The organism is Corynebacterium freiburgense, assembly GCF_030408815.1.
Taxonomy (GTDB): domain Bacteria; phylum Actinomycetota; class Actinomycetes; order Mycobacteriales; family Mycobacteriaceae; genus Corynebacterium; species Corynebacterium freiburgense.
In genome coordinates this window covers 402997-423016 of sequence record NZ_CP047355.1, presented here as the reverse complement: position 1 = coordinate 423016, position 20020 = coordinate 402997, and the positions used below count along the sequence as shown (strand labels likewise).

The 20020-nt window shown below is 50.8% G+C and carries 16 protein-coding genes; 2 read left to right on the top strand and 14 right to left on the bottom strand.

All coding sequences use genetic code 11. The annotated features are described in order from the left end of the window. Positions 1-960: 960 nt before the first annotated feature. The 6 genes from rpsI to eccCa all read right to left on the bottom strand — a co-directional run bounded on the left by rpsI (position 961) and on the right by eccCa (position 7474). Positions 961-1497: a 30S ribosomal protein S9 gene (gene rpsI, locus CFREI_RS01940; RefSeq protein WP_027012718.1), complete on the bottom strand. Its 537-nt coding sequence runs from the start codon at positions 1495-1497 to the stop codon at positions 961-963. Beyond that, positions 1494-1937, bottom strand: a complete 444-nt coding sequence (rplM, locus tag CFREI_RS01935) for a 50S ribosomal protein L13 (RefSeq protein WP_027012717.1) — start codon at positions 1935-1937, stop codon at positions 1494-1496. Before rplM ends, rpsI begins: the two co-directional genes overlap by 4 nt. Positions 1938-2243: 306 nt before the next feature. Then, entirely contained in the window at positions 2244-2540 is a 297-nt protein-coding gene (locus tag CFREI_RS01930) for a WXG100 family type VII secretion target (protein WP_027012716.1), read from the bottom strand. Positions 2541-2559: 19 nt separating this feature from the next. Next, positions 2560-2877 (bottom strand): WXG100 family type VII secretion target, encoded by a 318-nt coding sequence (locus tag CFREI_RS01925; RefSeq protein ID WP_027012715.1) that lies wholly within the window; start codon positions 2875-2877, stop codon positions 2560-2562. 44 nt (positions 2878-2921) lie between these two features. Continuing rightward, positions 2922-3881, bottom strand: a complete 960-nt coding sequence (locus CFREI_RS01920; protein ID WP_027012714.1) for a type VII secretion-associated protein — start codon at positions 3879-3881, stop codon at positions 2922-2924. Then, complete coding sequence (gene eccCa, locus CFREI_RS01915) at positions 3878-7474, bottom strand: type VII secretion protein EccCa (RefSeq protein ID WP_051255967.1); 3597 nt, start codon at positions 7472-7474, stop codon at positions 3878-3880. Before eccCa ends, CFREI_RS01920 begins: the two co-directional genes overlap by 4 nt. 1319 nt (positions 7475-8793) lie before the next feature. Between eccCa and eccD the strand changes: the two genes are divergently transcribed. After that, on the top strand, positions 8794-10128 hold the full coding sequence (eccD, locus tag CFREI_RS01910; protein ID WP_027012711.1) for a type VII secretion integral membrane protein EccD: 1335 nt from the start codon (positions 8794-8796) through the stop codon (positions 10126-10128). Beyond that, the gene (gene mycP, locus CFREI_RS01905) at positions 10125-11315 is read left to right on the top strand and encodes a type VII secretion-associated serine protease mycosin (protein ID WP_051255938.1); all 1191 of its coding nucleotides are present in this window, start codon (positions 10125-10127) and stop codon (positions 11313-11315) included. The genes eccD and mycP overlap by 4 nt, the downstream gene beginning before the upstream one ends. A gap of 12 nt (positions 11316-11327) precedes the next feature. On the opposite strand, the gene eccB is transcribed toward mycP, so the two are convergent. The 8 genes from eccB to rpsM all read right to left on the bottom strand — a co-directional run bounded on the left by eccB (position 11328) and on the right by rpsM (position 19907). Then, positions 11328-12569: a type VII secretion protein EccB gene (gene eccB / locus CFREI_RS01900; protein ID WP_027012710.1), complete on the bottom strand. Its 1242-nt coding sequence runs from the start codon at positions 12567-12569 to the stop codon at positions 11328-11330. A gap of 537 nt (positions 12570-13106) precedes the next feature. Next, positions 13107-15386, bottom strand: a complete 2280-nt coding sequence (locus tag CFREI_RS01895) for a DUF6541 family protein (RefSeq protein WP_051255936.1) — start codon at positions 15384-15386, stop codon at positions 13107-13109. Between the two features lie 63 nt (positions 15387-15449). Then, on the bottom strand, positions 15450-16304 hold the full coding sequence (locus CFREI_RS01890) for a tRNA pseudouridine synthase A (RefSeq protein WP_084170757.1): 855 nt from the start codon (positions 16302-16304) through the stop codon (positions 15450-15452). Between the two features lie 544 nt (positions 16305-16848). After that, a complete protein-coding gene (rplQ, locus tag CFREI_RS01885) occupies positions 16849-17331 on the bottom strand; it encodes a 50S ribosomal protein L17 (protein WP_027012708.1) in 483 nt (160 codons plus the stop codon). Between the two features lie 65 nt (positions 17332-17396). Further along, complete coding sequence (locus CFREI_RS01880; RefSeq protein ID WP_027012707.1) at positions 17397-18413, bottom strand: DNA-directed RNA polymerase subunit alpha; 1017 nt, start codon at positions 18411-18413, stop codon at positions 17397-17399. A gap of 87 nt (positions 18414-18500) precedes the next feature. Beyond that, complete coding sequence (gene rpsD / locus CFREI_RS01875) at positions 18501-19106, bottom strand: 30S ribosomal protein S4 (protein ID WP_027012706.1); 606 nt, start codon at positions 19104-19106, stop codon at positions 18501-18503. Positions 19107-19130: 24 nt separating this feature from the next. After that, positions 19131-19535, bottom strand: coding sequence for a 30S ribosomal protein S11 (rpsK, locus tag CFREI_RS01870; RefSeq protein WP_027012705.1), 405 nt, complete (start codon positions 19533-19535; stop codon positions 19131-19133). A gap of 3 nt (positions 19536-19538) precedes the next feature. Further along, entirely contained in the window at positions 19539-19907 is a 369-nt protein-coding gene (rpsM, locus tag CFREI_RS01865) for a 30S ribosomal protein S13 (RefSeq protein WP_027012704.1), read from the bottom strand. Positions 19908-20020 lie beyond the last annotated feature (113 nt).

The window sequence follows — 20020 nt, the reverse complement described above, 5'->3', positions numbered from 1 at the left end:
ATACCGGGCTAAATTTCTTAGCGGATCCAACTCCCCCAAATGTGGTCAATCCTTTAGCCGCAGCCCTGACCACATCACCGATTTACAGCATAGAAGATACCGGCAAATGCGTGAACTGTACGACCGTAAAATATACAAAATCCCTGCACAACAAGATTGCAGACTTTACACCTGATACCGTTCGCACAAATACACTATTTCCACAGTTGGAGATTTAAATACCTAGCCATTAAAAGCAGATTAGCCATCTATAAAGTGCCAAATAAAAATCGGTTTTGCAGTACAGAAGCAGTATAATTTCTTGCAGTTTTTTATTCAAGAAAGAATATTAGCGAAGAAACGTTCGTAAAATATTTTTACCGGATGAAAGTTCGTATTTCAGGCTTTAATATGGTGTAATTCAGAACCGGTTCTTCAAATTATTCTTATTCCTGATCGCCCATACCACGTTTAGGTAGCTTATGCATAGGTTCATTCCACAAAGCATAAAGCGCAAAGTGTCTCATTAGTTCTTATCTAAAGGGGTTCAGTGACCAAAAACTACCACATTTAGCAACATTTTAATAAAATTTTTTGCAAATTATACGGACACAGTTAGCCTGCGCTTGGTTTTTCTCAGCCTTTTTTGCTCTAAGCTGAGAGCCCAGCGAATACAAGAAATAATACTTTTGAGCCTTACATAGTATATGTCTGTAAATTCTGTTTTAGCGTTACAACGTCTCTCATTTTTCTTTCCAGGGTGCGCTCAAAAGCCCTGTATAAACACATTCATACGCGCTAACCAATGGGAGCGAATTACTTCATCTGATGGATCCGCATTAATGAGATATTGAAACACGCTAATCCCAGAAGTCACTGTTTTTCTACAAGTCTAGTTTTGTCGCGTTCTAGAAATTCTCCAGATACGGCAAAACCGCCACACTCAACAGCGTGGCGGTTTCAGTTCGAAAATGCGGAATCTTAGCGCTTCGAGTACTGAGGTGCACGACGAGCTTTGTGCAAACCAGCCTTCTTGCGTTCCACGGCGCGAGCGTCGCGAGTAAGGAAGCCTGCTTTCTTTAAAGCTGGGCGGTCAGCTGGATTGTAGGCATTCAACGCACGAGCGATAGCAAGGCGGAAAGCACCTGCCTGTCCAGTAGGTCCACCACCGTGGAGGTTTGCCTGAATATCAAACTGGCCTTCACGGTCGATTAGTACGAGCGGGGCCTTAATAAGCTGCTGGTGAAGCTTATTCGGGAAGTAGTCCTCCAAGCTGCGACCATTACAGGTGAATTGGCCAGTGCCTGCGACCATACGTACACGCACGATTGCGCGCTTACGGCGACCTACAGTCTGGATTGGATGATCGAGTTCTGCAGGAGCAACTGGTGCTTCTTCAACCTCATCCACTGCAATTGCATCACCAATAGTGGTGGTGAATTCTTCGGTGGCGGCCTGTGCAGCTGCGATATCGGCGGCGTCGGCAGCTAGGTTTTCGGTGTTGTTCTGATCGGTCACTGTGCCACCTGCTTGATCTCGTAGGTTTCGGGCTTTTGAGCAGCGTATGGGTGTTCGGAACCTGCGAATACTCGCAGCTTCTTAACGGATGCACGGGTGAGTTTATTGTGTGGCATCATGCCCTGAATTGCTTCAAAAACTACACGTTCTGGGTGCAGCTCCATGGAGCGACCCAAGGAGAGAGTCTTCAGACCACCCGGGTAACCGGAGTGGCGGTAACGGAATTCACGATCCCGCTTATTGGAGGAAATGTGTACTTTATCAGCGTTGATAATAATGACGTAGTCACCACAGTCAACGTTAGGGGCAAATTGTGGCTTGCCTTTTCCGCGGAGCAGGTCAGCTGCATGGCATGCGAGGCGACCTAGCACCACATCGGTAGCGTCAATGACATACCACTTACGGGTAATGTCACCGCTCTTCGGGTGGTAAGTAGACAAAAGGACTCCTTTAAAGTCTGTCTAGAACTGCCAGCCAGAAAGTGTATTCGGAAGGTCTTTGCATTACGGCGGCCGGTGGAGACCCATAATGACCTGGCTGCCCTATTTTCTACTAGGGCCCTCTACACAGAGCATCAACTTTAGTTCAGCCAGGTTATAAATACAAAAAATAGGCGCACTCCGGCATCCTCGGCCCTACACGCAAGGAAATCGCCTCGGGTTGCTTTACACAGTCGGGGGAAACCATGCAAAGATGATCGAACATCTTGCGCGCAGGGGCGACAATGCCACAGTGTCGCCTTTTGTTTATTGCCAGGTGGCTGCCGCCCTCCGATTCACATCACTCATACGATCATTACCTTCACTTACGGCGGTACCAATCGTTCCAAGAATACTATTGAGTTCCGCTGCAGCAGTATCCCATTGCTGTTGTGCCGCTATATAGGCTTCGGCAGAATCGCCTTCCCATGTAGAGACCATTGGTTCTAGTTGTCGTTTTAACTCTTCTAATAAGGAATTGATCCGCGCTGAAGTATTTTTAATATCATCTGCCGCTTCTTGGATCGCGCCGAAAGAGTATTTGATGGTGTTATTGTTTGTCACGTTTTATTCCTTTTCGGCGTTATAGCGGAAGCCCTTGGCCACCGATTGTTCGGAGTGAATCCGCATTTTCCATGTCCATGCCCTCAAACGAGTGCGCATTGTGACGGATATTTTCCGCAATGCTTGTTAAAGCATCACGAAGATTCTGCGCCGCAACAGTCCAACGCTCCATAAGCGAATCAAAATTGGTTTGAGCAACTCCTTTCCAATTTCCTTGCACACTATCTACCACACCCCGCAACCGGTGAAGTTCACTCTGCACCTGGTTATTCGTAGTGTCCACGTGACCAGCGGTGGCCACCATTACATCGGCTTCGGTACTAAATGTTCCCGTCATACTGTGTTCGCCCCTCCTCGAATCATCTCGCTGTTTTCATTTCTTTAGACACCTGGATTTACTTCATTGGTTCCACCACGTTCTTGGCTCCCCCTATCCAGGTGCAGGTGAATAGTTGCGGCCGCCATGCGACACACCGCTAGCTGCGGAATTGTTGCTTCAGTGCGGGTATGGCAACCCACCGAAAATTGATGATCTGCCTCAACCCAAGTCACCCAGCTCACTTGAGACCCATCCCCAGGTTCCTCTTTATAGTCAATCGTGCGTACTGCGTGTTCACGAAATTGTTCGCCACTGTGTGGCGATAATGTGTCGTCGTTGGCAATCATGATTTCTACTTCGTGGTACACCGCATCCGAGTTGACTCCATATACCGGATCTACTGCAAGTAGCACGCGTAATTCTGCATCCGGGCCAGTGGCGGTCAGTGCACCATCGTCACGTTGCTCAAGTTTAAATCCTTCAGGTAGCCGCACTCGGATAGCTCCATGTGAAAGCTCTGTCCCAGGTAATGAATGTGGAGGCGGAGTTTCCGCGATTGCTTGGATGCTTGGTTGAGGGCTGGTGGGTAATACACCGCTGCTGTGTATAGCGGCCCCACTTGGGCGTTCGCTTTGCATACCCCACCAACACGTTCCGGCTACGCAACAAGCAATTGCTATGACTGCGGGGACAAACCAAGTGGGGCGTTCCATTTCATTAGGGCTTGGAATATTAAGCTTTTTGGGCGTTTTAGGTGCTGGTGGTATCGGCTTTTCGACGTCCTCCCGCACCAGCACCCCAGCACCAGCAAATGCCGCAGTAAGCACAGCAAGGGCATCGGACGGGGCGTCGATACGCACGCATTCGGTAGTCCATCGATCCCCCAGAATTTCTCGTGCTTGTTCAACTACGGCTTTTGCAGCGTCTCCGCCTGAGGCGATATTCGAAGTTGTGAGATCGTATCGATATACCGTTTCCTCATCCTCGAATACGGTCGCTGTCTCTAATACCTCAATATTCACCTCGACGCCTTTTCCTCGCACTGCGCTACGTGACCCACCCCTATGACGTTGCCACGCACCAGCCAGGTTCCCCGACCGGGCGGTTGTGCTACCGGCCGAATCCCAAAAAGCACTCCTTCTTCTCGGTCAATATCAAGCAAAAATACTCCAGGCGCTTGGTCTTTCAGTGCCGCAATAAACGCGTCGAATAACGCTCTGCCCGCCCCACCTGATTTTCGAGCAATAATGACATGAAGCCCAATATCCCGTGCATGAGGCACTAACTCCACAAGTCGTTGGAACACACCCGATGGAAGCACATCGAAATCATCGATAATTAGGAAGATGTCCGGGCCACTCCACCACGATCTTTGCTGAAGCTCAAGCGGCGTAATATCTGCATCCGGCAGTCTGCCTTGTAGGGTCACATAGGTTTGCTCCACGGTTTTTATTACCGCGTCGGTTGTCGCACAATACGCCGCAAGCATATCTTCTGGAACAGTACCTAAATGCCTTCGGCGAGGATCAATAAGCACAATCCGCTGACGTGCCGAATTGGTCATTCCAGCCATAAGCGTTTCAATAAAAGTGGATTTACCTGAACCTTGTGAACCAAAACAAATCACATGTGGGCTTTGTTCATAATCCCAGGTAAGTGTGCTTAATCGTGGACCTCCAATAGCGAAAGGTATACCAGGTTCCGATGTCGGCTCCAATGCTGACAGTGCTATGCGTATTGGCAATACTTTTAGCCTTGGCACTGGCTGGTGGTCTTTGAGTTGTTGACGCACAAAATGCACATCTTGATTGCCACTTAATGCTAATAGCATAGGTTCCCCATCCGGCGTAAGGCCTCGACCCGGCAGATTTGGCAATCGCATTTGCGCTTTACGATCAATAAGTGAATCCAGAGCTTCACCTAGGTGCAGTTCGATTCGGTGATCTATTAGATCTCGAATTGCTGGCCGAATCGCCGTCCACCTGACCGTCGTGGCAATAAAGTGCACTCTGGCGGCTAAACCATCTGCAACGATGTGGGTGATTGGGTCTATAAGGTCTTCAAATTCTGACGTAATCACGTGCCAAGCATTAAGAATAAGGAATGTATGCCAGCGTTCCGGCTCCGCAATAAAACCTGCAACTTCATCGATAATTCGGCGAACCCGTTCGGGATTCTTTTTAGTAGCCACCCCGGCAACATGAGGCAAATGTTCCAGGCCCGCAAGCCCCTCCGCACTGCCGAGATCAATAATGTAAAACCGCAGTATATCGGTGCCATGCGTCACTGACAGTGATAACACCAATGATCGCAGTGCCGTTGTTTTCCCGGTTTGAGGACTTCCACAAACCGCGGCATGACCTCCAGTACCAGAAAGATCCACAATAAACGGGTCTTGGCGCTGTTGAAATGGGCGATCGATTATTCCTAATACGCATGCAAGGTTTCCAACTTTAGAAACCACGGTGGCAAGTGGGATTTCTTTGGGTAATGGTGGTAACCAAATTTGGTGTGCTCGCCGTTCCCCAGCCGCCCGTTGTGTTGCGGCAACAACTACATCAAGAAGTTGTTTATTGGAATGATATTCTGTTTTGCGGGGTGCATCATCAATTTCAGGAAGAATCCACTGGTGAAATACTCGCACCGGAGGGTGTGCATTTTGCTGGGATAATGGTCCAGCGAGCGGCAAAGCACCTGAAACATATGCAGCTTGAAAGCAGACAAGGGATTCTGCATCGGTTCGTAGATAACCTGCCCCAGGTTGTGAAGGAAGATAATACGCATCTGCAACGCCTAGTACTTGGCGTGATTCCCCTGCCGAAAACGTTTTCAAACCGATTCGGTATGACAGATGCGAGTCCAATCCTCGAAGCCTACCTTCTTCGAGGCGTTGGCTAGCAAGCAAAAGGTGCATATGAAGCGATCGACCTAACCGTCCTACTGCGACGAAAAGGTCTGCAAAATCTGGATGCTGACCTAAAAGTTCCGAAAACTCATCAACCACTATAAGCAACGATGGCAAGGGTGCTAAATCCGACCGTCCCGCCGAACGCGCCGCATTGTAATCAGTAACATTGGCAAAATTCCCTGCACTGCGTAGGACTTCTTGGCGACGATTCATTTCACCACTAATAGCGTCATGCATTCGCTCTACCAGGGCTTGTTCGTCCGCTAAATTGGTGATTACAGCGCTTGTGTGAGGTAGTGCATCAAGTCCAAGAAATGTCGCACCACCTTTAAAATCCACAAGTACGAAGTTGAGATCTTCGGGAGGATGTGTGGCAGCAAGCGCTAATACAAGTGTTTTTAGTAATTCAGACTTTCCGGATCCAGTAGCCCCAATGCATAAACCATGTGGACCTACCCCACCTAATGCAGATTCTTTAAGGTCAAGGAGCACTGGTAAGCGTGTACCCTCGGCTATGCCAATTGGTACGTTAAGGTGACCAAAATGCGAGCAGTGTTGCCACAGGTTTTCGGAATGTTCTAGAACACTAGAGTGTAAACCCACCAACCCCAGGAAATCCTGCGGCAGGTTCGTAGAATCTTGAGTGTCAGGACGTCGACAAGCAGCCAAAGCACGCGCAAGCACCAATGCTTCCGCAATGCTTAATGCGTCCGGAACGCCAATGTCTTCCCCGCCATTTTCGGTTTCTACCTGTAGGGTTTCACCACACCGAAACACCACACCCTCCGCCCGAGCACGCGCACCTAGCAAGCTTTTTGCGCGGGAACCGATATCAATAATGGTGGTCCAGCGAGGATCCTCCACGCATTCCTCCGCACCATCAGCAGTGACATCATCTACTACCAAAATACGATAAGTAGCTGCCTCAGTATCTCGAGTGTGCGGCAGCCATTTCAACCATTCCCAACCCGCGCCTAATGCAGTCACCGAAACCAGCTCTGGCCCATGATGAAACACCAATTGCGACACCAACGCACGAACCACCCCAGCAGCCCCCGGGCCAGAAAACGCAAGAAACCGAAACGCCCCGAGTTGCACAAGCACCGGCACAGAAGGAACCGAACCAATGTCATGCACAGCCCTGCGCAATGACACCGCACACACCGGATCTAAATCTTCCGCAGCACCCAAATCAGGTAATTCCACAGGAGTACACAAGGCAGCAGGACCCAACCCAATACGAACTTGCATAATATCCGCATCCCCCGCAGCCCGCTCCCATAACCGCCGCGAAGCCACCATGGCTACTAAATGTGCTGGGTGCGGCGCCCTAAACAATTCATACTCGCGCTGAGCATGTGCATTTTCCGCCGCTTGCGCACGCAATTCCCCCAAATGACGCAGATACACACGGCGCTGTTCATCAACATCCTCCCCAGGCTGCGGCAAAAACATTGCAAGCATCCCCATACCCATCATTATTGGAAACATAAGCATTCCAGGATGCAGCCCCGCGCCCGATCGCAACCTACCAGAAACTACAAGCAACACCACCATCCCAACCACAGCCGCCACCATCACCAATGGCATAACAACCCGCACAAATGGCTGACGTTCCGGTTTCATTGCCTGCGGCACAGGTTCCGGAATCAATACACCCTGCGGCAATGGTGGTGCCGGCTGGCGATCCTTAAGCGTAATCGGCATAATAACTCGTTCCCGAACCACACTTTGTGACACTGCTCTCCCCCTCACTTATGCTTTCCCCGTTATGTTTCTAGGCTAAGAACCCAACCTTTATAACCTAAATTCTAAGTGTATACACCCTGGGCGCGACGCGCTATCGAACATATTAATTGCAACTGCATTTTTTCGTCGCCCCTCCACTCATGACAGTGTCAAACTACTAGCCAAGGAGCCGAACTACCCGGAAAATCCAAGAACGAGTCGCCCGTTAGAGTTTTTAGTTCCTCAAGGAAACGGGGCATGGCTGGGCAGGGCGGGACAGGGTGGTACATGGTAGGGCAGGTGGCCGGTCTTTTTGGCCGGTGGTTTGGTTGTGTGCTTGTGGTTTGGTTGTGTGCTTGTGGTGAGCTGGGATTTGGTCGGGGCTGGGTGGGCTCTGGCCGGGAGGTGCTTGGTCTTTTGGGCGCTGGTTGGGCGCTGGTTGGGCGCTGGTTGGGCGCAGGTTGATCTTTTGGGCGTGTTGTCACAGATTCCATTTTTTCGGCGGATTTTATGGAATCTGCGACACGATAGGTAGGGAACCTGTCACAGATTCCATTTTTTTCGTTGTTTTTATGGAATCTGCGACACACCCCAGGTCAACGATTGTGCGCAATGCTGGTTGCTGTCACAAATTCCATTTTTAAAGGCGATTTTATGGAATCTGCGACACTCAGTATGAAAACATCACCAGTTCGATAGGGTATACCTATCAAACCGCAGGGAAAGCGGCTTAAACCCCCGGGAAACCTTGGTTTTCCAGCCCACCAGCCCAAAATATCAGGCAGATCTGACACCCCACCACCCCGAAATCAGGCAGATTTCACATCACCCACAACCCATCACAACATTTCCCCAGCTCACACCCCCAAACCGAAAGCCCACAACACAAATCTGCCTGCACTAGGGTCTACCCAGGGCCTACCCCAGGCATAACCCAGGCCCGCCCAAAGCTCTCCCAAGGTCCCGCCCAAAGCCCTCCCACCCCGCCATCCCCAAACCCACAGCCCTCCCAAACCACCCCAAGCACCATAGAACAAAAACCCACCTAGCTTTCGGGAACAAGTTCAGGAACCACCAACAAGCTGCAGGAATAGATAGCCCACCACGGAAAACACCCTCTATTTGACAGCGGCTCCAAAAGCCAAAGCAGCAGGTCATTCATACTTGCTGCTTTTGGATAGTGTTTCCGAACACCCCCGCGTGAAATCCTTGCTAAGGCAATACAGGTAGAACATCACCTAGAAACCCGGCCATATGATTCTCCAGATTTAATACTTTTTGCATGCAAGGGGGCATTGATGTCTTTGAACACCATCCTCCACGTCACCATACGGTTAGACGCCCCCGGGCATCCACATGCACAAATAGACTTAGCCGTGCCAGCGCAATCAAGCATTTCGGACATTTTGGACGAAGTGCTATCACTGGCCAAGGCCCCCGCGATTAACCGCCCTTGGCAACCAACAACTGCGGCGGGCACCATGCTTTCTGCGACAACGCCACTTGCAGCATTACCGCTATCGCACGGCAATATTATTGTGCTTCGCCCTTATCAGGAGACTCCCCCACCATTGGTCAAAGATGCCGCCGAAGCGCTTATCGATGCCCCCCAGCCCGACCAAGCAAAACACCTTCACGTGGCCACAATATTGACTGGGATCCTTGGAATAACCTGGTGGGGCTACATTCTGCCAGAGAGATCATGGCTGGCACTCGCTGCTATTTCATTTGCCAGTATCATTCTCCTCGCCGCAGCAACCCACCTACGTACTACCTCCGAAGCCACCAGGCTGGCATTGGCTTTTACCACCCCAGTACCCGCTGGTCTTTCGGCTTGGACATATGTAACCGACGGTGAATTGACCCGCGGATCGGTATTGGCTGGTGGCATTAGCACGCTTATTACCATTGCGATTGCTTGCACTGCAGTACAAATCATCGCTTATTGCCCTGCAATAATCTCAACGATCTGGGCGATGATGGGTGTAATGGCAAGTTGCGCCCTTGGCACACTCGCTTTAGTGCCCACACAGCTCCAGGTGATTGGCCCATGTGCAGCGACCACTGCCCTAGCGTTATTAGCACTTCTTTTTGCACCATCACTTGCGGTACAGCTAGCGGGGTTACGGGCACCGAAACTCCCGTCAGCCGGTCAGAGTTTTAGTGTTTCCGACCGCACTATGACACCTGAAGACACCCAATCCGCGGCGCAACAAGCAATAGAGCTTCATAATGGCATGGTTATCGGGTTAAGCATTTCCGGGGCTATTGGCATCACATTGTTATGTGCATATCACACTACAGATAGTGCGCCATATTGCGCCGCCCTGTGTGCGGCAACGGCTGCAGCCATTGTTCTTCACGCAATCCGCCATCGCTCCCCTTATGCCACCTGGGCGTTATGGTGCTGGGCGCTTCTATGTCTGCTCAATAGTATCCAGACCAATCCGGTTGTTGGCTTTTTACTAGTTGCGTTATGTCTAAGCAGTATTGTTTGGGCTCACCGCATTCCCGATTTACAACCAACAACAATTTGCTGGTTGGAACGCTTTGAAGCTTTTGCAATAGCTGTAGTGCTTCCCCTCGCGGCCCATATTGCAGGTCTTTTTATGGCTATTCGGGGGCTCGGATGAGTTTACGAATCAAAGCGAGTATTGCGGCTATTTTCGCACTGATATTAGTTGGTTATCTGGTAAGTCCTTCTATCGCCGCCACTCAAGATAACCCTTCGGAGGCAGACCACAGACACCAGGCACTACCAGTACCTACTTGCCCCAGCGCAGCACCAGCCGAAGCACTACCAATGCGCACGAATAATCCTTGGTCTCGGGCGCATAGTTTTGCCACGGGAGCTGGCGTAAAAGTGGCAGTTATTGACACGGGAATCCACCCGCACCCCTATCTGCCTGAGATTCACCCAATAGCGGACCTTGTCAATGGAGACGAACAAGGTGCCCTGCATGATTGCGACGGCCACGGCACCATTGTGGCAGGTGTGCTTTCTGGCCGCGGCCCTCTCCAGGGAGTAGCACCAGACATAGAACTTTTAAGTATTAAGCAAACCTCAAATTTCGCCCCTGATGCTTCCGCAGCAGGTACGCTTGATTCCCTGGCCGAAGCTATTGAACTCGCTATAGATAAAGGCGCCCAAGTGATTAATATTTCCGTAGTTTCTTGTGTGCCAGGCCGTGGGCAACCAATGGAAACCGTATTGGATGCTTCCTTGGCCAGGGCTGAGGCGGAAAATGTGGTTATTGTTGCTGCAGCAGGCAACCTCACAGAAGATTGCAAGTCAGATTCGGCCGTGCTACCTGCACACTCACCAACCGTACTCGCAGTCAGCGCAAGTGATAATGCCCATTCCCTTGCACCATACAGCATTCCCGTGCTGGAAAATAACCCACGGGTTTCTGCCTCCGGGTTAGTGAAATTTGCAGCCAGCCCGAGGGATGAAACGTTTACCAGCGGCATGGTGGGGGCGGAAGGAAACATTCGCCCATTTGAAGGAACCAGCTTTGCCGCGCCCGTAGTGTCTGGCACTGCTGCATTACTAAAACAGCGCTTTCCGGAAGCCAGTGCCGCGGAAATACGATCTCGAATCACCGAAAGTGCAGCACACGGCACCGGAAACGTAGATCCCTATGCCGCATTGACCTGGCTACCAACCAATTTTAAGCAAGTGGCAAATACTCCTGTGGAAGCAAAGCAAGGCTTGACAACTGCCTCACCGTTTAATGATCGAGCAACACAGGTGAGCATAATGCTACTGCTTGGAGCGACACTTTCAACGATGCTTATCCCACACAAAGAAGCGGAATAGTCAGGCGGAGCGCTACTGGGACTCACCAAATAGCGGCTCTAATGCAAGCTCGCGATTAAGCGAAGGCCCTTCTGGCAGTAGCCGAACCACTGGCCAAGGTGCATGTATTGGTTTTTCTGAGCTTAACGCTCGTAGTGTTTCTTCGTCTGGTATCCCATAGCGGCGACCGTGATCACTCACAATGATCCAGCCATGACCAGTATCTATAGGAATTGATACACCCGGCCCGCGATACCGTAACCCTTCTTGGATATCGACGCCGCCGGGTTTGGGTTCCACAATGGCAATTGTTGCTTCATCACCAGTGGTGCACACAAATTGCCCTTTTGGCTCCACCCAAGTTTTTGGTGCATGTGCGGGAAGTTCAAGTAATGGCGTTGCATCTTCAATATTGTTCAGGCTGCTGCGATTGACCTCTTCAACACTAAAACCAAGGTCAAGCAGCATATCTCGTTGCATATCAGTGAGTTGAATAATGGCATCGTCGTGCAAAAGGTACGACTCTTTCGCATCGGTAGTCCAGATTTGCCCTCGCGCCGGAATAGCTACTGGCGGCAATTCCAATATGGTATTCAGCATTTCAGGAGCTAATCGCCATACCGGTGTTTGATTAGTGATTCCGAGTCTGCGGCGAACCACGCGCCCTTCAGGAGTATCCCCGCTTGGCAAAAGTTGCCTACCTGAGGAAGTCACAAAAAACGTATTACCCATAGTTTCGACCAAAAGTGCTGTTCCACCTGGCATCGAAACGAAGGATTCTTGTTGTGCCCATACTTCAATAGCAATATCGTTCGCACATGCCGACCAGTGCAAATCGGTGGCGATACTGGAATCGATAACACCCGGGGCGTCGATAAGCCCTATTGGAATACCCCTTGGAATATCAGCAAGAATTTCATTAGATACCTGAGCTGGTCGTTCTGGGGCGCCGGTGATCAATTGCGCAGAAGTCAGATTAGCAACGGGGTGGAGGCGGTCATCAATGCGCACAAATAATGCCCCGGACTCCGCAACCACAATTGGCGCCTGGCCTGGATCAATACGTGGCGCAAATAAAGCCAGTGCACCCGCGCCGATACACAACAACACACACGCCACCAACCCAAATACGGCTGCCCGAGCACGACGCCCCAAAGGATCATGAATCATGCGAATATCTCCAAGCACCACGCCATGCTCAATCCGCCGCATAAGAAACCTATGACCAGAAACCTGCGCTTGAGTTGTAGGCAATATTATTGGCTGTTGAGACACTAAAACCTCCCCGAAAAACAGACCCCAAATTTCCTTTAGGTTACCTAATTATCAGGCTGTGTACTGCAGGTTTAAAGAAAATTTCCAAAATAATCAGCACAAGAACTGCCGTGTATAGGAGAATTTTCATCACACTTCCCCCGAAATGGGGCAATTCTTAAGGTATGGCATGACGTTTTTCTTGGCAATATAAAAAGCATATCCCCTACTCACCCCAAGGAATTACGTACAGTAGGCGTGATTGTACCGAAGCAGAAATGATACTTCCAGACCCTTGAACCAACCTAACAAGGGGGAGACAATAGGCACAGCCTTCACAAAAATGAAGGCATACATTGAAAGAAAGGGAACTACATTATGCTCGCTTGGCTTGACTCCGCTTTTTATAACCTGTCTTGGAACCTCGGTTCCTTCGGATGGGGCCCATGCTGGTGGGGCGACGACTGCCTATAGAAACCAACCCCACAACCCCTTGCTTTAAGGCTTAGCTTGTTTATACACAACAACCAATAAGCCACTAGCAAGGGGTTGTGGTTTTTATTCTTGCCAGTGGTCGTTAATCTCATTAAGATTCAGCGGCGCTGATGGTGCCTTTGTAGGCCGATGGAAATATGGCTGATCATATTCATCCGGATTTTTGGCCTTATCTTTTTGACCCTTTGTAGGTAAGTCTGGGAGTCGCTCAGGGGAATTACCCGGCTCCCGCATTTTCAAAAGCTGCGCATCCGTAAAGCGGTCATTTATCGCAAAAATAACCACATGCCGATCCTTATACACCGGTGTTACACCAGGTGTAGACCACAAACCTTGCTCCATTGGCAACAATGGCTCCTGGAAAGCCCAGAAACTTGGCGGAGAAACAATAATGTAATTGATGTTTAACCGGCGCGCTGCAATATCCGCAACATTCAATTCATCTGGATCGTCGTTTGCTCCAACACCAAACTTATCGGGATGCCAATACACCATATTAGTGGCCGAATGGATACCCGTGGCCGGCCATAAATAGTGCGGGAACAGCATCGGTAGATTGTTATATGGGTAAGCCCAACCAGAACCTTCTGCTGGATTGGACAAAATCAGGCCATCATAAGCAAATGGTTGGCGTGCCAGCCATCGATACGCCTTAAGGTCGATCTCGCCCACCATTCGCGCGTCCCGAGCCGCAGTCATTGCCCACTCAGAGCCTTCCTGCATTTCGGAGGTCACACGGTTCATTAAATATAAGCCCGAAACAAGGGCAAGTACGGTAGAAACCACCACCGAAGCAGTGCGGAAACGGGCAATTGGCCCAAGGCAAATAAGCCGTATTGCTACCGCAATTGCTACACCAATATAGGCAAACGTGATCATGGCTACAGGCATAATCAGGCGATGCGCTGTGTTGTAATGCAGTGCGCCAATAGTTTCTAACCACTCACCCCAACCATCTCCGAAAGGACGCAAGGAGTTTACAGTAATCCAAACACTTATTGCATAGCAGACTGGAAGCCAAATATTTCGACGCCATAGCAATGCCACGATTGCGCCGGCGCCTGCCACCCAAAGTACCCAAGGAGAATTTGGCGCAGCATCGGTATGGCGAGTCATCATTTCAATAGCCATCCACCACGATTCATGCCGTGAAACATTCTCCGTGGCAGTAAACGATTTCACTTCCTCGCTTTGCCCCGCACCAGCCAATAACTGTGGCAAAAAGATTGCAACCGCGCCACCCCCAGTAGCGGCAAGCACGCCGATATCGGCAAGCCGATATGTCCACTGCTGCTTTTGAGTTTCCGGCCGCCGCGAGGGAACCCATACGAGCCAAAACAGCCACCAGCAGACCAATCCCAGCACCACAATCGTCGCCGCCGAAGGATGCGTTTGCACCATTCCAATAAACGATGCGGCCGCCGCAAATGCCCTAATCTTTACCGCGGGTACAGACATAAACAATGCCCAAACAATTCCCGCCATGCTTACCGCAGCCACATAGGGCCAGGCACCTACATAGTGACCGATCCAATACAGCACAGGGCTGGCATATACGGCAATGGCAGAAAGACCGGCAGCAATTTGAGCAGTTAAGCCACGATTACTTACAATCCGCCACGAAAGCAAACCAACCGATAACGGCAGAACCAATGCTGGAATCACAATGGCAGTAATATTCGTTGCCGCAATCGGGGAAATTTCGGCACGCTCTGCAACAAGAAACGCCCCCGCATGCCACGCGGAAGGATAGTACAGCTGCGCTTTACTCTCTAAATTCTGCAATTCCCCCATTCGTGTTGGATCAGCAACACCCGTTTCTAAAATAAAACGGATTACACTTGCATGCCAGTGGACATCCCAGCCCTGATAGATATTCTCCATGCCGTAGCGAGTATTGTTCAATAACTCCAACGAACGGGACATAAACATCCATGCCCCAACCAACGCGCCGACTCCGGGAAGCACCCACCGAGGGTCGATTACACTGCCCTCGCGCCACCCCTCGCCAAATCTTGGCTTGGGAGCAACAACCATCGGCTTTGTAGGATCCGGAACCTCTGGCACGACCTTGTTGCGGGCGCGGCGTCGATACGCAATTGCACCAAACCTCCACAAGCCAGCAACCGCCAAAGCTACCAAAAACAATAACGACACCGACACGCTATTAAACGCGAATCGCGTCATTCCATAAAACCAGGCAGCAAAGCCAAAAACCCCAAAACTTACTGGTACTGATGCGGCAGCTGCCCACGGAGCCTTCAATCCCGAAACCCACGACAGCAAAAAACCGGGGACAGTAAACACCGCCACCGCCACCATTGCTGCACCATAGATTTCCATCTGGGCCTACCAACTCCTAAATAAACAACACCTTAAAAACTTAGTGAGAAATGCACATTGTGGTCAATCTTCCAACGTACGCATATTACGCGTCTTCATAGCGCGGGATGCCAAAAGCTCAGGTGAAGGATAATCAACTCCAACCAAACTCAGCCCCTTTGCAGGCGCAACAGGCACCAACGAACTACGACTACGCTCACCAAGCAAGCCTAATGCAAAGCCCGCTTCACGACGCCCCTCACCAACCACCAAACACGCGCCCACAAGTGAGCGCACCATCGACCAACAAAACGCATCTGCCGTCACACGAGCCTCATACAACTCAGGCTCTATATCTGTAGAAATATCGAGCCAACGAAACGCCTGCAAATCCCGTACAGTCGAGGCGCCAGGACGCGGACGACAAAATGCGGCAAAATCATGTAGCCCCAATAAATCACTCGCAGAATCCTGCATTAATTGAATATCCACTGGCTTTGGCCACACAGCCGTATCCCGCGCACGAGTAGGCAACGCACCACGAGGCGATGTAGTTACCCGATACACATAATTCCTCCGCAATGCCGAAAACCTTGCATCAAAACCCTCTGGGGCAAACGAAACGCCATGCACGCGCACATCCTCCGGCAATAAACGCGCAAGACGACGCACCAATTTTGAAGGATCACCACCAATACTTCGTTGCTCCAACGAAGACAACGGAACATCACAATGCGCCACCTGCCACGCCGCATGCACACCCGCATCAGTTCGGCCGGCCACAATCAAACGCACGGCACAACGCAGCACTAATGAAAGAACCCGCTCCAGCGTCCCCTGCACCGTCCGAAGCGACTCCTCCTCACCTGGCCTCACTTGCGAAGCCCATCCATGAAAATCTGTGCCGTCATAAGAAAGATCCAAACGCAAGCGAACAATAGCAGTCACAAAACCCAATTCTACTGAGGAACAAAACAACACTAAGAAAACGCAACGAAAGAAATGTGGAAATGATGGGTTGTGGGAGGTTGGTTGTTTGGGGAGTTGGTTGTTTGGGGGTGTCGTTTTTTACACCAATTTGTGCACAAGCCGCGAAGATGGTGTTTTTGGCGAGAATCCCCAGCTCGGCAATTGTGCACGATTTATAGCCTTGTATAGCCTACCTGCGCGGCAGCCCTAAAACGCATGGATAGCGGGTGACTTGAAGTAATAAAACGTAATTCACGGCTGCCAGGTATTGCTATTCTTATAACGGGTGTCGTTTTTTACACCAAGTTGTGCACAATTGGTGTTTTTGGCGACAAAATTTCGGTTCTAGAGGGTGTCCGGTGACGCTTTTTACACCGATTGCACACAAGATTGTGCATTTAACGACAACTCCCAGGAAAACAAGTATGCGCAACCTATTGTAGCGATAAAGAAACCCGTAACGAGATACAATAAGACCACGTTACGGGTTATCTCCAAAGAAGTTTGTGAAGATTTAGTTTTCTTCAGCAGTTTCCTTGGTTTCCGCTGGTGCTTCTTCAGCAGCAGGCTTTTCAGCTGCCTTCTCTGCTTGCTTAGAAGCGGCTGCGCGTGTAGCACGGGTAGCCTCGGTGCTTACGGTTGGCTCGGTAACGAGCGAAACCTGAGACATCGGAGCGTTGTCACCCTTACGGTTTTCGAGCTTGATAATGCGGGTGTAGCCGCCTTCACGCCCTTCAAATTTTGGTGCGAGTTCATTAAACAAGTAGGTTACGACCGGCTTGTTTGGAACAAGCTTAAGAACATTGCGGCGATCCGCAAGTGAACCAGACTTTGCCTTGGTGATAAGCTTCTCTACATAAGGACGCAGTAGCTTCGCCTTGGTGTCAGTGGTCTTGATTGCGCCGTGCTCGATAAGCTGTGCAGCCAAGTTAGACAGAATGTGCTTCTGGTGGCTAGCAGAACCGCCGAGACGGGCGCCCTTCTTTGGTTTGGGCATTGTGGGTACTCCTCGTGTACGAATATGTGAGCGCAACGGGCACAAGGCCCGTCTTGATGTGCTTCCTACTCGGAATCTTCTGCGTCGAGGTCAATGAAGTCGCCAGTTTCGGCATCGTACCCCTCAAGGGTTGTGGGGTCGAAATCTTCAGGAGCGTCTTTGAGCGTGAGACCCAAGCTAGCGAGCTTGATTTTCACTTCATCAATAGACTTCTGGCCGAAGTTTCGGATATCCAACAGATCGGATTCATTGCATTCTGCAAGTTCGCCAACCGTATGGATCTCTTGACGCTTCAGACAATTGTAGGAACGAACTGAGAAGTTCAGATCTTCAATCGGAGTGCTGTAGGCGGCAATGTGTTCGCTTTCCTGTGGGGAAGGACCAATTTCAATACCTTCAGCAGCTGTATTGAGCTCGCGGGCGAGGCCAAATAGCTCGACAAGAGTTTTGCCAGCAGATGCGATTGCGTCACGGGCGGAGATGGAGTTTTTGGTCTCAACATCAATAATGAGCTTGTCAAAGTCGGTACGCTGCTCAACACGAGTAGCTTCAACTTTGTAGCTGACTTTCAGTACCGGGGAATAAATCTGGTCGACAGGAATGCGACCGATTTCACCGGAACCACCATACATTGTTGCAGGAACGTAGCCACGGCCCCGTTCAACAATCATTTCGATATTGAGGCTGCCTTGCTCATTGAGCGTGGCGATATGCATTTCTGGGTTGTGGATTTCCACATCCGCAGGTAATTCGATATCACCGGCGGTGATAATGCCTGCACCTTCTTGGCGGAGGTATATCACAACTGGTTCATCAGAGGTTGAGGAAAGAACGATGCCTTTGATATTCAGGATGATATCGGAGACATCTTCTTTAACACCGTTAATGGTGGTGAACTCGTGAAGCACACCATCGATTTTTACGCTGGTAACAGCTGCTCCAGGGATGGAAGACAGCAAGGTACGGCGCAACGAATTACCCAGGGTGTATCCGAAACCAGGTTCGAGTGGTTCGATAATAAACCGGGAACGTGATGGGGATACGTATTCCTCAGAAATCTCAGGACGCTGGGAAATGAGCATGGAATTCAATCTCCTTCAATGACGACCGCTATATGACGTCTATTGGCAATGGATGAAAAGAAGATTCCTGGTGTATAGCAACCAGAATTACTTCGAGTAGAACTCGACGATAAGCTGCTCTTGCAGTGGAACGTCGATTTGAGCGCGCTCGGGCAGCTGGTGCACGAGGATGCGCAGGGTAGATGGAACGACCTGCAGCCAGGCCGGAACAATGGCATCAACGAGGTTTTCCTGTGCCTCTTCAAACCATTGCATCTTACGGGACTTCTCACGAACATCAATGATGTCGTATTGCGAAACCTGGAAAGAAGGAACGTTAACCTTCTTATTGTTCACGGTAAAGTGACCGTGAGAAACAAGCTGGCGTGCTTGGCGGCGAGTCCGTGCCAAACCAGCACGATAGATCACATTATCCAGGCGGGATTCGAGCAGCACCACGAGGTTTTCACCGGTCTTGCCGGGGCGTCGATTAGCCTCAGCATAGTAGCGGCGGAATTGCTTTTCCATCACACCGTAGGTAAAGCGTGCTTTTTGCTTCTCCTGAAGCTGCAGCAAGTACTCAGATTCCTTGATGCGTGCGCGCCCTGCTTGCCCTGGTGGGTATGGGCGGCGTTCAAAAGCCATGTCTCCGCCGACAAGGTCGACACGGAGACGACGGGACTTACGGGTTGCGGGGCCGGTATAACGAGCCATAATGAGTAACCTTTCCTTTCCCTACTAGACGCGGCGACGCTTCGGAGGACGGCAACCATTGTGTGGCTGCGGAGTCACATCGTGAATCGTGCCAACCTCAAGACCAGCGGCCGAGAGGGAACGGATAGCGGTCTCGCGGCCCGAACCTGGGCCCTTGACGTACACGTCAACCTTCTTCATGCCGTGCTCCATTGCCTTACGAGCAGCATTTTCTGCTGCCATTTGAGCAGCAAATGGAGTGGACTTACGGGAACCCTTAAAGCCAACATGGCCGGAGGATGCCCAAGAAATCACAGCACCTTGTGGGTCAGTAATAGACACAATGGTGTTGTTAAATGTGGACTTAATATAAGCGGCGCCATGCGCCACATTCTTTTTTACGACGCGACGGCCAGTGCGGCGTGCGCCAGAGCGTGCTTTAGGAGGCATTCTTTACTTCTTCTTTCCGGCAATCGTCTTCTTCGGACCCTTGCGCGTACGAGCATTGGTCTTGGTGCGCTGACCACGAACAGGCAGGCCACGACGGTGACGCAAACCTTGGTAGCAGCCGATTTCGATCTTGCGACGAATATCAGCCTGGACCTGACGGCGCAGGTCGCCTTCTACTTTCCAAGTGGCTTCAATAACGTCACGTAATGCAGCGATCTGCTCATCGGTGAGGTTATCGGTACGCAGGTCAGGAGAGATTCCGGTCTGCTCCAGCAGCTGGGCGGCACGGGCAGGGCCGATGCCATAGATGTATGTAAGAGCAACCTCCATACGCTTATTGCGCGGAAGGTCAACTCCAGCAAGGCGTGCCATAAGGCATTATCCTTTCCGGTTTTTACGGTGGTTTTCTCCTTATTCGTCCCCACCAGACGACGCTTTGCCCGGGCGGATGCCGGACGGTGGGTCGAGATTACATGGGGCTCCGG

Coding starts and splice junctions, on each gene's coding strand:
- CFREI_RS01925 (WP_027012715.1), bottom strand. CDS start 2,877: ATGACGGGAACATTTAGTACCGAAGCCGATGTAATGGTGGCCACCGCT.
- eccCa (WP_051255967.1), bottom strand. CDS start 7,474: ATGCCGATTACGCTTAAGGATCGCCAGCCGGCACCACCATTGCCGCAG.
- eccD (WP_027012711.1), top strand. CDS start 8,794: ATGTCTTTGAACACCATCCTCCACGTCACCATACGGTTAGACGCCCCC.
- mycP (WP_051255938.1), top strand. CDS start 10,125: ATGAGTTTACGAATCAAAGCGAGTATTGCGGCTATTTTCGCACTGATA.
- CFREI_RS01895 (WP_051255936.1), bottom strand. CDS start 15,386: ATGGAAATCTATGGTGCAGCAATGGTGGCGGTGGCGGTGTTTACTGTC.
- rplQ (WP_027012708.1), bottom strand. CDS start 17,331: ATGCCCAAACCAAAGAAGGGCGCCCGTCTCGGCGGTTCTGCTAGCCAC.
- CFREI_RS01880 (WP_027012707.1), bottom strand. CDS start 18,413: ATGCTCATTTCCCAGCGTCCTGAGATTTCTGAGGAATACGTATCCCCA.
- rpsD (WP_027012706.1), bottom strand. CDS start 19,106: ATGGCTCGTTATACCGGCCCCGCAACCCGTAAGTCCCGTCGTCTCCGT.
- rpsK (WP_027012705.1), bottom strand. CDS start 19,535: ATGCCTCCTAAAGCACGCTCTGGCGCACGCCGCACTGGCCGTCGCGTC.
- rpsM (WP_027012704.1), bottom strand. CDS start 19,907: ATGGCACGCCTTGCTGGAGTTGACCTTCCGCGCAATAAGCGTATGGAG.